This window comes from Halobacteriovorax sp. RT-2-4 (assembly GCF_047085445.1).
Taxonomy (GTDB): domain Bacteria; phylum Bdellovibrionota; class Bacteriovoracia; order Bacteriovoracales; family Bacteriovoracaceae; genus Halobacteriovorax_A.
Genome location: NZ_JBKIXY010000002.1, coordinates 876,183 through 890,787, shown reverse-complemented (window position 1 = coordinate 890,787; position 14,605 = coordinate 876,183). Strand labels below are relative to the sequence as shown.

Below are 14,605 nucleotides of genomic sequence, written 5' to 3'. Positions count from 1 at the left end.
TTTTACAACAACTAAATAACTAACTATTTGGAGTTAAAATGAACAGAAAAGAACTTGTAGAAGCAATCTTAAAAAACAAAGAATTAAGCCACCTAACTAAGAAAGATGCAGATGCATTCGTATCAACTACTCTTGAAACAATCAAGAAAGCAGTTAAGAAAGGTGACGATGTTTCACTAATCGGTTTTGGTACTTTCACAAAAGTAAGAAGAGCAGCTAGAACTGGTATCAACCCAGCTACTGGTGAAAAAATCAAAATCAAAGCTAAGACACTTCCAAAATTCAAGCCAGGTAAAGCTTGGAAGGAAATGTTCTAATTTTTGTTTGAAATTAGTTTCATAATAAGAAGCCTCCCTTAGGGAGGCTTTCTTATTTCTAGAGGCATATTTTGCCTATCACACCCTGTCAGCGTCAAAAAAACGTCGACATTTTGACACCACCACTTTTTTACATTTCTCATAAAGTCTTAAAATTGCAAAATTAATGGGCAGAATCTTCCGGAACATACTTTACTATCTTGTAGAAAATGGCCGCTAGATGTATAATTTTTGACGAGGCACAGTTTTTAAAGGAATTTTTTTCTGTGTGAAGTAAAGGATTTATAGATTATGGCAGATGGAAGTGCTGACAATTCATATCAAGGAAGTGGAAAGAACCCTCTACTAACAGTAGCTCTACTACTGAATATCGTATTAATGGGTGTTATCGCTTACTTTCAATACCAAACTCATTTAAAGATTTCACAGCAATCGTCTGTGGAAGATATTGTTAAGGCCCAAATGGCCGAACAATCTCAAGATAAAGATGTTGTAACTACTGGTGAAGCACAAGAAGAGGAAGGAAAGTTATTTCCACTTGATAGCTTTACGGCCAACCTTGCACAAGGCGATGGGCCACAACGATACATTAGATTAAATGCTGTTCTTAAACTATCGCTTAATGCGAAAGAAGAGGAATACAAAGCAAGAAAGCCTCAAATTAGGGATTCAATCATTAGTATTTTGAACTCTAAGAGGCCAAATGATCTTCTTAAAGTACAAGGTAAGGAATACCTTAAAGAAGAGATCAAATCAGCTATTAACTCTTATTTAGTTGATGGAAAAGTTTTAGATGTTTACTACGTTGGTTTCCAGATCAACTAGTTAATATAAAGTTTTAAGTTTAATTTTTGGCAGGATGCCAAGATCATCAAATCCTAGGAGGGGAACGATGGCACAGGTTTTAAGTCAAGACGAAGTCGACGCTCTATTAAACGCTGTTAACGATGGTGACGCAGATGATTTTCTAGGTGAAGGTGGAGATTTCGATGATGAAGCTGAAGACGAAAATATTCAGCCCTATGACTTAACTAATCAAGACCGAGTCATTCGTGGGCGAATGCCTATTCTTGAAATCATCTACGAAAGATTCATTCGTTCATTTCGTGTATCACTTTCAAACTCTCTAAGAAAGATCTCGACTATTTCGATGATCTCAACAGATCTTTTAAAGTTTGGTGAGTTTGTAAACACACTTCCGATTCCTTCGTGTATGTGTATCATGAAATTTAACGAGCTAAGAGGTCCGGCACTATTAGTATTCGAATCAAAGCTTGCTTATGCAATCATCGATTCTTACTTTGGTGGAACAGATCGTCCTTTCACAAAAATTGAAGGAAAAGAATTTACAGCGATTGAACTATCTTTCATGAGAAAGGTTATGGATATGGCCATTGCTGACCTTGAGGAAGCATGGGCACAAGTTCACCGTATTGATGCACAATACGTAAGAACTGAAATTAACCCACAATTCGTTGGTGTTGTTCCTCCATCAGATGTAATCATCGCAACAACTTTAGAAGTTGAATTCGAATCTGCTTCAGGAACAATTATGATCGTGGTTCCATACTCAACTATTGAGCCGATCAAGCAAAAACTTTCTTCAAATTACCAAACTGATAATGATATGGCCGATAGTATTTGGACAAGTGCTATGAATGAGCACATCAAAGATACTAAAGCCGAAATCGTTGTAAAACTTGGTGAAGCAGAGATGACTGTAGGAGACCTGCTTACTCTTCAAACTGGAGATATTATCCCTTTAAATCAAGAAGCTTCAAGTGAAGTAAAGGGAGCAATACAAGGTGTTGAGAAGTTAAGGTGTTTAATTGGTACATATAAAGGAAACAGAGCGGTGCAAGTTACACATGTTGATAAGACACCTAAAGTTTCTATGGATATTGATGTCGAATAATTAAGGGAGATATAGATGAGTGATCAAACAGAACTAAATAACCAAACACAAGGGCTTGAAAATTTCAATACTATGGAAGTTGAAAAACTTGCAGATGAAATCAGAGCTGGTGATGATGCAATCAATAAACTTAAGGTTCAAAACCTAGATTTTATCTTAGATATTCCTCTAAAGGTAACAGTTGAACTAGGTAGAACAGAAGTAATTATTAAAGACCTTCTTCAACTAGGACAAGGTTCGGTACTAGAACTTGATAAATTAGCTGGTGAGCCTCTTGAAATCCTAGTTAATGGAAAGTTAGTAGCAAAAGGTGAAGTTGTTGTTGTAAACGAAAAATTTGGTATTCGTTTAACAGATATCATTTCACCAATCGAGAGAATTGAAAATCTAAAGTAGTAGAAAAACGTAGGAACTAATTATGGCCAGACAACTTAAATTATTATTTTTAGCACTTTCACTTATTACGACGAATGCATTTGCTAGAGTTGAAGTAGGGAAGGTTAAGTTAACTAAAAATGGTTCAACAGGAGTTGTTACTGTTGGATTAAAAGGGAAGTTTGATACTACTCCTGAGTTAACAATTAAGGATGATATTATTCAAATTGCTCTTCAAGATGCAATCGTATGGCCAAAGATTGAGAAACAAGTATCTGTTAATGAAAAATTTGATACGAAGCTTCTAGCTTATCAATTTACTAAAGATGTTGCTCGAGTTCGTGCAATTCTCCCGTACGATATCAAGGGTAATGAAGATAAGGTAAGTTTAGAAGTAAGTGATAATGAAATTAAAATGTACTTTCCAATCACAACAAATAAAAAAGAAGTTGCTGTGACTAAAGCAGCTCCAGTTAAGAAAGCTCCTGTAAAGCAAAAGAGTGCAGAAGCTTATGATGAAAGCTACCTTGCAAAACTACTTAAAGATAAAGAAGAAGTATCAAAAAATAATAATAAGAATAACGTAAAGCTTGAAAAGACTAGTGAGTCTTTACTTGCTCTTGCCAAAGAGAAGAATGAGCAGATTGAAGATACTGTTAGCAATCTTTCTTCAGGTGTTGAAAAAGGTGGATTTCAGATGTCGACTTATATTTTTAAATTTATCGGCTTTTTTGCTCTATTTGCTGCAGGGATTTTCTTTTTAATGAACTTCTTTAGAAAGGGAATGTTAAAGAAGGGTGGATTAGGACTTTTCTCAAATGCAAAAATGGTTGAAGTTTTATCGACAACTTATCTTGCACCGAAAAGAAGCCTTCTTGTTGTTAGAGTACAAAAGCAAGTCTTTCTAATGGCACAATCTGAAAAAGGGATGGATTTCTTAACTGAAATTAAAGATACAACTGAGTTCTTTAAAGAAGGTGAGAAAGCGTTAACTGGATCTAACTTTGATACTAATTTAGATACAGCTAATTCAGGTTCTAAGGAATTTAAATTAAAAGAAGTTGCTATGAATATGAAAGAGGCGAGTAACTCGACGACTTCATCACAACAAGATATTTTAAATAGCCTTGCAGGGCAAGCAACTCAAGAAGAGAAAGTTAGCTTAACTGCTCAAATTAAGAAAAAAGTAAAAGACATGAAGTCTTTACAATAATTTTATTAAAAATAATTCAATAGGAAGTTGGATGAAGAATTTTTTAAGAGCATTATTAATATTTAGTATTGGGGGATGGCTAAGTACGATCTTTGCTCAACAATCAACTAACCTGGGACTTCCAGGTCTTTCTGTTAACTTCGGACAGGGTGTTGATCTCGTTGATACTATCGAACTAACTATTCTTTTTACAGTACTAACTCTTGCACCGGCGGTTTTAATTCTTTGTACATGTTTTACAAGAATTATCGTTGTTCTATCATTCATGAGACAAGCAATTGGTACGCAAAGTATGCCACCAAATCAACTTCTAATCGGTTTTGCACTCTTCCTTTCTGTATTTGTTATGCAGCCAACGGGAGAAGAGATTTATGCAACAGCTGTAAAACCTTATATGGATAAGAAAATTACGACAACTCTAGCAGTCGATCGCATTGAAGGTTCTCTGAGAAAGTTTATGAACAAGCAAGTTCGTAAAGCTGATATAGGTCTTTTCTACGATGTAACTAGTCGTCAGGCACCTCAGTCAATTGATGATGTTCCAATTCATTTTTTAATTCCTGCTTTTATTATTTCAGAGTTAAAGACAGCATTTCAAATTGGATTCTTACTATATATTCCATTTCTTATTTTAGATATGGTTGTGGCTTCAGTTTTAATGGCCATGGGGATGATGATGCTTCCTCCGGTAGTTATTTCTCTGCCTTTTAAATTATTACTATTTGTTCTTGTGGACGGTTGGCAACTTGTTACTGGATCACTTTTACGTTCATTTAATTAGGAGTAGTCATGGACTTTTTTTCTGACATCGCAAGACAAGCAATCACAATTGGACTAATGATTTCAGCACCAATGTTAGCAGGTGCACTTATTATGGGTATCTTAGTTTCAATTTTCCAAGCGGTTACTCAAATCAATGAGCAAACACTTTCATTTATCCCTAAGATCTTAGTTATTGTTGGAGCTCTTGTTCTAACTGCTCCGTGGATGACGGATCAGTTAACAACTTTTACAAAAGATTTAATTATTTCAATTCCTAGTCTTGTTACTGGAAGGTAGGCGAAATTAGATGACAATTCAAATTACTGACATTGTCCCAATCATTGCGTTCTGGTTAATTTTTACCAGATTGCTGGCCATTAATTTTCAACTACCTATTTATGATAACTTACCAATCCCAATGATTGTTAAGATCTTATCGACACTAGTCATGAGCTTTTGCTTCTACCCATATATCCAAGGAGAAGTAATCAAAGACATCATGTATGTAGGCAAGGACCAGTTCTGGGCGCTAACTATTATTTACACACTTATTGGATTGGTAATCGGATATTTGGTAAAATCAATTATGGGTATCTTCCTGTCAGCAGGTAGTATTATTACCCAGCAAATTGGATTTGCGGCCATTCGCTACTTCGATCCATCTTCGGGTCAGCAAGTAGGTCCTTTCGAAAGGCTAATACAATGGACTGTTCTCGTTATGGTTGTTTCTTCAGGTGCTTTACTACCAATGTTTAAAGGGATTTTTGAATCTTTTTATACAATTCATATTTATGATTTTGGTGTATTTGCGAAGTCACACATCTTCTATATCGAAGCATTCAAATCAATTTTTATTGCTGCAATTATGCTGGCAACACCATTAATTTTTACAAATATGCTCATCAGTACGGTTCTAGGAATTATTGCTCGTACTGTTCCACAAATGAATATCATTATGGTTAGCTTTGTCGTCAATATTGGACTAGGTCTACTAGTATTTACGGCAACAAGCGATGAGTTCTTTCAAGTAGCATTTAGAATGTATACTGAAAGACTTGGCGAGTGGTTTAACTTTATACTTTAAAGGGGTAAGTCGTGGCCGAAGATACAGATCAGGAAAAAACGGAAGATCCTTCCCAGCATCGAATTGACGAGTCGAGAAGAAAGGGTGAGGTCGCATCCTCAAAAGAACTAACAAGTGTGTTAGTGCTGGCCGCCTGTATCATGACATTAGGTCTTTCACTTCTTTTTATATATCAAGAAATGGAAGAGTTCATTAGATGGATTATGCATCTTGATCCAGCAACGGCATTTACAGAAAAATCGCTTAAGACTATTGCAAATAAAACGGCTACAACAGCTCTTATTTGTGCAGCACCTGTTTGTATTGTTTCACTATGTGCTGGTATTATTGCAAACGTTGCTCAAATTGGTTTCATCTATGCGCCAGAAGTTCTTGAGTTTAAACCTGAAAGAATTGATCCAATCAAGGGAACTAAGAATTTGTTTTCAATGAAGGCAGTTGTTGAGGCAATTAAAGGTGTCTTCAAATTCATAATCGTTCTTGGAATTGTTTACTTATATATGAAAGACGATATTGCTCAATTTGTAGGATTTCTACATGTTGATTTCTTTCAGGCTTTTGTTATTGGTAAAGATATTCTAATTAAATTAGGTTTCTCAATCCTTGCAGGACTTGTTGTTGTTGCTGTAGGGGACTTTGCTTATCAAAAATATGCTCATAAGAAAAAACTTATGATGACAAAAGAAGAAGCCAAGCGTGAGTCTAAAGAGCAAGACGGTTCTCCTGAAGTTAAACAAAGAATTCGCCAAATCCAAAGAGAACAAGCGCAAAAAAGAATGCTTGCCGATATTCAAACAGCAGATGTTATTGTGACAAACCCAACTCACATTTCGATTGTTATCAAATATGATCAAGAGACTATGATCGCTCCAGGAATTGTTGGAAAGGGTGCTGATCACTTGGCCTTAAGAATTAGAGAAATTGCTAAAGAACATAATATTCCAATCGTAGAAAATGTTCCTTTAGCAAGAGCACTATATAAGTCAGTTAAAGTAGGGGAAGGAGTCCCTCGTACCTTATATAAAGCAGTAGCTGAAGTTTTAGCATTTGTTTATAAACTTAAGAAAAAGCAAAAAGCTATAAGTTAATTAGAATTTAGGAATATATCATGGATGATATCTTTAAAAGATTAAAAGTTTTAACAGAGAATTCAGATCTCGCGGTAGCAATAGGTATTCTAGCAGTTCTTGCTGTTATGATTATTCCTGTTCCTCCAGTCGTTCTTGATTTACTTTTAGCAATTACTTTATCATTCTCAATTATTATTTTATTAGTTTCTGTTTATACTAAGAAACCTCTAGATTTTTCTACTTTCCCAGCAGTTCTTCTTGTAACAACTCTTTTTAGACTTTCATTAAACGTTGCTTCAACTCGTAACATTCTTCTTCGTTCAGGAAGTGAGGGAACAAGTGCTGCCGGTGAAATTATTAGAAGCTTCGGTGAATTCGTTGTTGAAGGTAACTTTGTTGTAGGTATTATCGTTTTTATCATTCTTGTTATTATTAACTTCATGGTAATCACTAAAGGTGCTGGAAGGGTTGCTGAAGTTGGTGCGCGTTTCACTTTAGATGCGATGCCTGGTAAGCAGATGGCCATTGATGCTGACTTAAATGCTGGTCTAATTAACGATGAGGATGCAAAAAGAAGACGTGCTGAAGTTGCTGAAGAAGCTGACTTTTACGGGTCGATGGATGGTGCTTCTAAATTCGTACGAGGGGATGCCATTGCTGGTATTCTAATTACTGCTATTAATGTTATCGGTGGTATTATTGTTGGTGTTGGCCAATATAATATGAACTTTAGCCAAGCAGCTGAAACATACACTCTACTTACCGTCGGGGATGGTCTTGTTTCTCAAATTCCTGCTCTAATTATTTCAACTGCAGCCGGTATTATTGCTACAAGAAATACAAGTGAAGATAATCTTGGTGCTCAAATGAGTAAGCAATTTAAGCTTCACCCGAAAGCAGTTCTAATCGCAGGTTGTGTTCTTTTAATTTTTGCTATGATTCCAGGACTTCCAAAATTACCTTTTATCACAGTTGGACTGGCGCTACTTTATGTTTCAAATAAAATGGAAAATCAAATTACTCAAGAGAAGCTTGCTGCTGAGACAGTTGTCGAAGATGAGAAGAAATCGACACCAGAATCACTTGAAGATCTACTTAATCTTGAACTTGTTGAACTTGAAGTTGGTTATGGACTAGTAAATCTTGTCGATTCATCTCAAAATGGTGATCTTCTTGAGCGTATTACTTATATGAGAAAACAATTTGCACTAGATTGGGGTGTAATTATCCCTTCTGTACGAATTAAGGACAATCTTGAGCTTGCTCCAGGTGGATATTCTCTAAAAATTAAAGGTGTTGAAGTTGCTCAAGGTGAACTTGTACCTGACCACTACCTTGCAATGGATCCAGGAAGTGTTATTGAACCAATTGATGGAATTGAAACAATTGAGCCAGTATTTGGTCTACCAGCTGTGTGGATTACTGAAGATCAGAAAGATGATGCTGGATTCAATGGTTATACTGTAGTGGATCTGTCAACTGTTCTGGCAACTCACTTAACTGAGATCCTGAGAACAAATCTACATGAATTATTTGGTCGTCAAGAACTTGTACGAGTTATGGATAATTTCAAAGAACACTATCCAAAAATTGTTTCTGATCTTGTTCCTGAGATTCTACCTCTTGGTGCCGTATTAAAGGTTTTACAGAATCTTTTAAGGGAAAATGTTTCCATCAGAGATCTTCGTACGATATTAGAATCGCTTTCTGAGCATGGGGTTAGAATTAAGGATACAGATCTTCTGACTGAAAATGTCAGACAATCGTTATACCGCACTATCACTGAGTCTATAAAGTCTGCCAATGGTGATTTGCCGATATTTACGTTAGATCGTAAAATAGAAGAACAGGTTGCTGGCAATCTCATACAAACAGAAAATGGTCAACAAGTTTCTTTAGACCCAAGAATTACCCAATCGATTTTGGCCAGTTTAAATGAGAAAATAGAGGAGGCCACAAACATGGGAGAAAAGATGGTTGTTCTTTGCTCACCAGTTATTCGTGGACACTTTAAGAAATTGACAGAAAAATTCATACCAAACTTGATTGTAGTAAGTCATAATGAATTAAGTCCGGATGTGAATATTAGGTCACTTGGAACGGTGAGGTTATAGGATGTACGTAAGAAAATTTGAAGCAGATTCTTTAGATGAGGCGTTAGCGAATATTAAGGCCGAACTGGGACCTGATGCAATTATTCTTAAAACGCAGACTAATAAAGGGATCAAAGGTGCTTTCAAAAAGAAAAAAATTGAAATTACTGCTGCGATCTCTGAAAAGAACTACACTAAGAAAGCTAAGGTTGATAACGTACTAACATCTGATCAAAAAAATTCTTTTTATAAAAACAATTCATCTTATATCGCAAATATGATTAATTCACATGACCAAAATACTAGTTCTCAAGCACAATCAAATTCAATCAATGGATATGGAAATTTAGGTCTTAATAGAAAGGTGAGTGCTGTTGAAGAGAACTCTTCACAATCAAATTCAGGTTTAGATGATTTCTTAAACTCAATTGATAGAGAAGAAGTAAAAAAAGCTGCCGCAAATACTGAATCTGAATATTTTAATGATTTCTTAAATGGAGATTTCTCTTTAGAAGAGGAAATTCAGGAAGAAGAAGTTATTGAAAGACCTCAAGTTCAAGCAAGGCCAATTCAGTCTCAACAACTACATGAGTCTCGTGTAAGTAATGATGAGGTTAGTGACTTAATTGAAAATCAAAGAAATAAAATCGATGATCTAGAAAAGAAAATTTTCGAATTAACACAAAGTGTGCAGGGGATGACTAAGCCTCAAGCTCTTGGTGTAAAAGAGATGGTAACAATTTTTAGAAGTTTAGATATCGAAGAAAGATATATTCAAAAAGTTGTTCGTAAAGCAAACTTTGAATTATCAGATGAAGAGAAAGAAAATCCAGATACTGTTTTTGAATTTGCTCTTAAAGAAATGATGGGAGAAGTGAGAACTGCGCTACCTCTATTTTCTTCTGTTGATAATGAGCAGTCTAAAACGGTTACAGTACTTATTTCAGATGCTTCTTGTGGGCAAAGCTCAATGTTAACAAAGCTTTCAGCTCTTAAGCAAGATTCGGTAATTATCAGAAATAAAGCAAATACAGGATTTAAAGATAATACTTCTTTCTCTGAAAAGTTCTTTAATGTTGAATCAAATATCTGTGAATCAATTTCTGAAATCGTTGCACAAACAAGAAAATCAATAGAAACAAAGAAAAATGTTTTTATCGACTACAAGGCGACAAATCAAGAGATCAATGAAATCAAGAAGTTCGTGGATGGTCTAAGACGCTCATTTGAAAATGTGGAAGTTTTAATCTGTCTATCGGGAATCAATACAGAGTTGTATAATAGAAAGGTGCTAAATCGTTATGCAAATATTGCAAATGGTTTAGTGGTAACACACTTAGATCAGTGCTTAAATTATGGATCACTCTTTAATCTAGCCATTGACTTTAGTTCGTTACCTTACAAGTTTTTTGGAACGGGTGAGATTGTTCCTGATGACCTAGAAGCTGCTACTGCCGAAAGGATTTTGGCCGGTATTTTTAAACTGTAGCTTTTTTTGTTATTAGATTAAATTTTTAAGTTTTGTTTAGGAGACAGGATGTCCAGAAACGATCTTTCAACATGGTTGTTGTCGCACCGTAGTGACGATAACTGCGAATTGAATGTTAAAAGCCCTCTTAATTACCTTAATGAAGAATGTGAAATTATTGCAGTTGGTTCAGGTAAAGGCGGTGTAGGTAAGACTACAACTGCTTTAATGATCGCAAATGAATTAAGTGCAAAAGGAAAGAAAGTTCTTTTAATCGATTGTGATTATAATCTTTCAAACACGGCCGTAAAATTAGGTCTTCCTTTGAACGATAACTTCTACTCACTTCTTTCTCTTGAAAAATCATTTGATGAGTGTCTATACAAACTTGGAAATATTCATCTACTAAGTGGTTGTAATGGAAACAGTGATCTGTTTGATACTAGTTTTGAGCACGATAAATTCATTATTGATATTATCGCTGCCCATAGAAGTGAATATGATCATGTAATCCTTGATTGCCCGGCTGGAGTGAACAAGGAGACGATCAATCTACAAGCTTATGCTGATTATCGTTTTATGGTTGTTAATCCTGACCGTTCATCTATCACTGATACTTATGCATTAATTAAAATCCTAAACCAAAAATACCAAATTAAAAATAATCACCTAATTGTAAATAGAGTTGACTCAAATCAACAGTATAGAAAAGTAGTGAAGTCACTAGTGGATACTGTTGCAAGCTTTATGCAAGCAAACTTAAGAGTATTGGGTGGTGTAAAGAATTTAGAAATCCCATCTGACAAATTTGATCACGCTCTTTTGAAAACGGAAAAGAATTCCCTTTCGAAATATTACACTAACATCATTAATAAATTTACCGACGAGGACAGTACTAGTCGAGTCGCGCCTGTATTACTGAAGGGATTCAGTCATTCAGGTAGTAACCCACAGCAACTAGCTTAATCAAGGAGTGAGAGAGATGTCATCGTTGGCCAGAAAATTAAAGAATTTAAAAGACTATAGATCAACTGTAGATCCAAAAGTAAAAGATGAAATCGTAGTGGAATACGCTCCACTTATTAAGTATATTGCACAAAAAATTGCCTCACGCCTACCATCAAATATTGAGCTAGATGATCTAATCTCATGTGGTGTTATTGGTCTTATGGATGCGATCGAAAAATTTGATCCTTCACGTGATAATAAATTTAAAACTTATGCTGAATTTAGAATTAGAGGAGCTATCTTAGATGAGCTTCGTTCTCAAGACTGGGTACCACGTTCAGTAAGAGAAAAGGCTAAGCTAATTGACCGCGCATATTCTAAACTTGAATCAGAGCTTGGACGTCCAGCTACTGATGATGAAATGTGTAAAGAGCTTGAGTGTTCTAAAGAAGAATTTCACTCAATGCTTAATAAAGCAAAATCTGTTTCTATCCTAAATATTGATGACTCTGCTACGTTTAATCGTAATGATAAGCGTGCAATGGCAGGTCTTAATGAAGACAGTAAGGCAATGAATCCATTTACTGCTGTTTCAAATAAAAACTTCAGAGATAAAATTAAAGAGGGAATCGAGCAGCTTCCTGAAAAACAAAGACTTGTTCTTTCACTTTACTACTATGAAGATTTAAACCTTAAGGAAATTGGTCAGGTACTAGATGTTACTGAATCACGTGTTTCTCAACTTCATACTCAAGCAGTAATGAAGCTTAAAGCTAAGCTACAAACGATGTTTGAAGGTTATGAAGAACTAGTAAGCTAATCACAATTTTATTCTAAAAAAAACATACTTATTTACTCAGGCCCTTTTCATTAAAGGGCCTTTGTTTGCCTATAAAATAAATTAATTAACCCTTTAAAATTCACTCAAAAAATTGCATAATGGATGTAGAAATTTCTTACGTTCACAGGATGTGAAGGACCGTTAACATATGGAAGTGATTTTCCCATTCCGACATTTAGGAGACCTATAATGAAGCTTCGTTTCAGTAAGCCGTTGTTTATCTATTTCTCTGTTTCTCTTGTTCTAACGACAGCTCTTGTTTCATTTGGAGTTTGGTCCTTTTGGAAGAATGGCCCGGCCAACTTTGACCGAATGACGATGGTATATGAATCGACATCTAAATTTGATGAAGTTAAAAATTCAAATACACTTCAAGATATAAAAGAATTGGTAAGAGTTGATCGTTCAAAAGAGGCGACTTCAGAGTTTGATCAATTTGAAAATTCAATTAAAAGTTTAAATGAAATCGTAACTATTGCTGAATATGAAACACTAAGTGGTAACTTAAGTGAACTAAGAAAGAAACTTGATGATATTACGACTTCTGCAAATAAATCGACACTGATTAATGTTTTAAGAACAAAGATGATTGGCTTCCAAAATTTTGTTGTACATAATCAGTGGAGAACACTAACAAGAGTTTCAAATAAAATTAAAACTAAAATTTCTGTAGGTACGACAAAAAGCTCCAACTTTTATAGTTATGGAAATTTAAAGCGTTTACACGAATCAATCGTTGCAGATGTAGACTATATGGAAAAGGTTACAATGAAGTCTGTTCTTTCTGATGAAGATAAGAACTTAATTGTTGTTCGCCTTGGAACACTTAGAACTGAATTAAATCTATTAGAAAAATCATTAAATACACTACGTGACTTCGATAGCATTTGGAAAACAACGAATGAAAGTTATCTTGCATGGAGTGAGAAGTTTGGGCCAAAGCTTACATATCAAAAAATTGAACTTAACCAAACTTCTAAAACAACTCTTTATGGATTAATTGCTATTGTTGGGATTCTTATTGCAATGTTTGCTGGTGGAATCTTTATGTACTTTTATTCTGAAAAAAGAGCGAAGAAATTATTAGAAATTACTTCTCTTGATTTAATTAAAGATGGTGTTATCCCAGTTAAAGCAAGTCTGAAAGGTGATTGGACACATCCATTTAAAGAAGAAATTGAAAAATATCGCGGTTATATTCACAAGAGAATGAGTTTTGGATCGATCTTTCAAGATGCTATGCCATTTTCATCTCTACTTCTGGATTCAAATCTAAATGCTGTTTGGGCAAACTCGCTATTCTATGAGCACTGGAGTATCGATAGCGCTAAAAAAGATATGAGTATCACATGGGATTATCTAAGTACTTTTACAAATCTTGGTGAGAATGATCCTGTTATTAGTGCAGTAAGAGATGGTATTGCTGGAATTTATCAAATTCAGGTAAAAACAGAAAATTCTAGCGAAGCTGCACCTTTTGAAATGTACGTTTCACCTGTTGAATATGCTGATCAAAAAAGAATTATGGTTATTTTCTATCCATTGAGAAGTTTAGAGGAAACTCTATCAAATCAAATGAAGTCGGTAGTGTCTCCTGTTTGGAAGTCTCTAGATGCTCTAGTTGAAGATAAGTTTAATGGAGAACTAAGAGAAAAATTACAGCAAGACTTCTCTGCTGCTGGAATTGATAACGTTTATGAGAAATTCACAAAAGTTAACGATCACTTCTTAATGCAAAAAGCTTCATTTTTAAAAGAGATTGAACTTTTAGAAAATAATCTTTTTGAACAATATAAAATTATTGATGATGTAAGAATTATTTTTGAAGGTCAAAAAGATCTTCAAAAAGATGCGATCAATAAATTCAAAATTGCTAAAGACAAAATCGTCTCTGTAGTTGAGATGAGAGCAAAGTTTGAGGAAATGAATCGTTATATGATTGAGATGACGAATCGTTTATTTGATGAGGAAATAGAATTAGCAACTCGCTCAAGTGAGATTGTAGAGATTATTAATGAGAATAAAGCAGCATATGCAGGACTTGTGAGATCTCGTGATCAATTTAAATCTCTTAAGTCACAAGTTGAATTATTTAGAGCAAGAAGTTCTCAAATTATCGATCAAATTCAACGTGGGGTTGCAAGTGAAACAACTGTTGGAAAGTTTGCAGGAGAACTAAGAGAGTTCAATTCAACTCTTGGAAGTTTCTCTAAAGTATCGACTCAGCTTGATGTTGGTCTTTCTAAAGTACAAATCATTATGGACAGTAAAGAAGTTCCAGATGTTGGAGTTATAAAAGATACGTTTAAGGCAATCAGAAATGAGATTAATGAAGTTGCAACACAAACTCAGCATCTTTCTCGTTTTGCTCAAGAAGAAGATGAGCAATTAATTTCTTCACTTCGTGGGCTTTATGGAAGTTTTCAGAATCTTCGCACTCAAAACGGCGAGATTGAACATACTGTCGCTGACAATAATCCAATTATTTAGAAATAAAAAAGGCTCCGTAGGGAGCCTTT

At 34.9% G+C, this 14,605-nt stretch carries 14 protein-coding genes; all 14 read left to right on the top strand.

Annotated features, from left to right (window positions below; genetic code table 11):
* Positions 1 to 38: 38 nt before the first annotated feature.
* The 14 genes from ACMAYL_RS14780 to ACMAYL_RS14715 all read left to right on the top strand — a co-directional run bounded on the left by ACMAYL_RS14780 (position 39) and on the right by ACMAYL_RS14715 (position 14,576).
* Positions 39 to 317, top strand: a complete 279-nt coding sequence (locus tag ACMAYL_RS14780; RefSeq protein ID WP_021268333.1) for an HU family DNA-binding protein — start codon at positions 39 to 41, stop codon at positions 315 to 317.
* A gap of 291 nt (positions 318 to 608) precedes the next feature.
* Entirely contained in the window at positions 609 to 1,142 is a 534-nt protein-coding gene (gene fliL, locus ACMAYL_RS14775) for a flagellar basal body-associated protein FliL (RefSeq protein WP_103217778.1), read from the top strand.
* 67 nt (positions 1,143 to 1,209) lie between these two features.
* Positions 1,210 to 2,232 (top strand): flagellar motor switch protein FliM, encoded by a 1,023-nt coding sequence (gene fliM, locus ACMAYL_RS14770; protein ID WP_392993431.1) that lies wholly within the window; start codon positions 1,210 to 1,212, stop codon positions 2,230 to 2,232.
* 15 nt (positions 2,233 to 2,247) lie between these two features.
* A complete protein-coding gene (fliN, locus tag ACMAYL_RS14765; protein ID WP_021268549.1) occupies positions 2,248 to 2,628 on the top strand; it encodes a flagellar motor switch protein FliN in 381 nt (126 codons plus the stop codon).
* Between the two features lie 22 nt (positions 2,629 to 2,650).
* On the top strand, positions 2,651 to 3,820 hold the full coding sequence (locus ACMAYL_RS14760; RefSeq protein ID WP_103217780.1) for a flagellar biosynthetic protein FliO: 1,170 nt from the start codon (positions 2,651 to 2,653) through the stop codon (positions 3,818 to 3,820).
* Positions 3,821 to 3,851: 31 nt separating this feature from the next.
* Positions 3,852 to 4,601: a flagellar type III secretion system pore protein FliP gene (fliP, locus tag ACMAYL_RS14755; RefSeq protein ID WP_103217781.1), complete on the top strand. Its 750-nt coding sequence runs from the start codon at positions 3,852 to 3,854 to the stop codon at positions 4,599 to 4,601.
* An 8-nt stretch (positions 4,602 to 4,609) separates the two neighbouring features.
* Positions 4,610 to 4,879 (top strand): flagellar biosynthesis protein FliQ, encoded by a 270-nt coding sequence (fliQ, locus tag ACMAYL_RS14750; protein WP_021267947.1) that lies wholly within the window; start codon positions 4,610 to 4,612, stop codon positions 4,877 to 4,879.
* A 10-nt stretch (positions 4,880 to 4,889) separates the two neighbouring features.
* Complete coding sequence (locus ACMAYL_RS14745; RefSeq protein WP_103217782.1) at positions 4,890 to 5,666, top strand: flagellar biosynthetic protein FliR; 777 nt, start codon at positions 4,890 to 4,892, stop codon at positions 5,664 to 5,666.
* A gap of 11 nt (positions 5,667 to 5,677) precedes the next feature.
* On the top strand, positions 5,678 to 6,754 hold the full coding sequence (flhB, locus tag ACMAYL_RS14740) for a flagellar biosynthesis protein FlhB (RefSeq protein WP_103217783.1): 1,077 nt from the start codon (positions 5,678 to 5,680) through the stop codon (positions 6,752 to 6,754).
* A 20-nt stretch (positions 6,755 to 6,774) separates the two neighbouring features.
* Positions 6,775 to 8,850 (top strand): flagellar biosynthesis protein FlhA, encoded by a 2,076-nt coding sequence (gene flhA, locus ACMAYL_RS14735; protein WP_103217784.1) that lies wholly within the window; start codon positions 6,775 to 6,777, stop codon positions 8,848 to 8,850.
* Between the two features lies 1 nt (position 8,851).
* Positions 8,852 to 10,318 carry a hypothetical protein gene (locus tag ACMAYL_RS14730; RefSeq protein WP_103217785.1) on the top strand — a complete coding sequence of 489 codons (1,467 nt, stop codon included), beginning with the start codon at positions 8,852 to 8,854 and terminating at the stop codon, positions 10,316 to 10,318.
* 48 nt (positions 10,319 to 10,366) lie between these two features.
* Complete coding sequence (locus tag ACMAYL_RS14725) at positions 10,367 to 11,263, top strand: MinD/ParA family protein (RefSeq protein WP_103217786.1); 897 nt, start codon at positions 10,367 to 10,369, stop codon at positions 11,261 to 11,263.
* Positions 11,264 to 11,279: 16 nt separating this feature from the next.
* Positions 11,280 to 12,065, top strand: a complete 786-nt coding sequence (locus ACMAYL_RS14720) for a FliA/WhiG family RNA polymerase sigma factor (RefSeq protein ID WP_103217787.1) — start codon at positions 11,280 to 11,282, stop codon at positions 12,063 to 12,065.
* 210 nt (positions 12,066 to 12,275) lie between these two features.
* Complete coding sequence (locus ACMAYL_RS14715) at positions 12,276 to 14,576, top strand: hypothetical protein (RefSeq protein ID WP_103217788.1); 2,301 nt, start codon at positions 12,276 to 12,278, stop codon at positions 14,574 to 14,576.
* Positions 14,577 to 14,605: the final 29 nt, after the last annotated feature.

What these genes read in the sequence shown, in the direction of transcription:
- ACMAYL_RS14780 (WP_021268333.1), top strand. Translation starts at nt 39, where the DNA reads ATGAACAGAAAAGAACTTGTAGAAGCAATCTTAAAAAACAAAGAATTA.
- fliL (WP_103217778.1), top strand. Translation starts at nt 609, where the DNA reads ATGGCAGATGGAAGTGCTGACAATTCATATCAAGGAAGTGGAAAGAAC.
- fliM (WP_392993431.1), top strand. Translation starts at nt 1,210, where the DNA reads ATGGCACAGGTTTTAAGTCAAGACGAAGTCGACGCTCTATTAAACGCT.
- fliN (WP_021268549.1), top strand. Translation starts at nt 2,248, where the DNA reads ATGAGTGATCAAACAGAACTAAATAACCAAACACAAGGGCTTGAAAAT.
- ACMAYL_RS14760 (WP_103217780.1), top strand. Translation starts at nt 2,651, where the DNA reads ATGGCCAGACAACTTAAATTATTATTTTTAGCACTTTCACTTATTACG.
- fliP (WP_103217781.1), top strand. Translation starts at nt 3,852, where the DNA reads ATGAAGAATTTTTTAAGAGCATTATTAATATTTAGTATTGGGGGATGG.
- fliQ (WP_021267947.1), top strand. Translation starts at nt 4,610, where the DNA reads ATGGACTTTTTTTCTGACATCGCAAGACAAGCAATCACAATTGGACTA.
- ACMAYL_RS14745 (WP_103217782.1), top strand. Translation starts at nt 4,890, where the DNA reads ATGACAATTCAAATTACTGACATTGTCCCAATCATTGCGTTCTGGTTA.
- flhA (WP_103217784.1), top strand. Translation starts at nt 6,775, where the DNA reads ATGGATGATATCTTTAAAAGATTAAAAGTTTTAACAGAGAATTCAGAT.
- ACMAYL_RS14730 (WP_103217785.1), top strand. Translation starts at nt 8,852, where the DNA reads ATGTACGTAAGAAAATTTGAAGCAGATTCTTTAGATGAGGCGTTAGCG.
- ACMAYL_RS14725 (WP_103217786.1), top strand. Translation starts at nt 10,367, where the DNA reads ATGTCCAGAAACGATCTTTCAACATGGTTGTTGTCGCACCGTAGTGAC.
- ACMAYL_RS14720 (WP_103217787.1), top strand. Translation starts at nt 11,280, where the DNA reads ATGTCATCGTTGGCCAGAAAATTAAAGAATTTAAAAGACTATAGATCA.
- ACMAYL_RS14715 (WP_103217788.1), top strand. Translation starts at nt 12,276, where the DNA reads ATGAAGCTTCGTTTCAGTAAGCCGTTGTTTATCTATTTCTCTGTTTCT.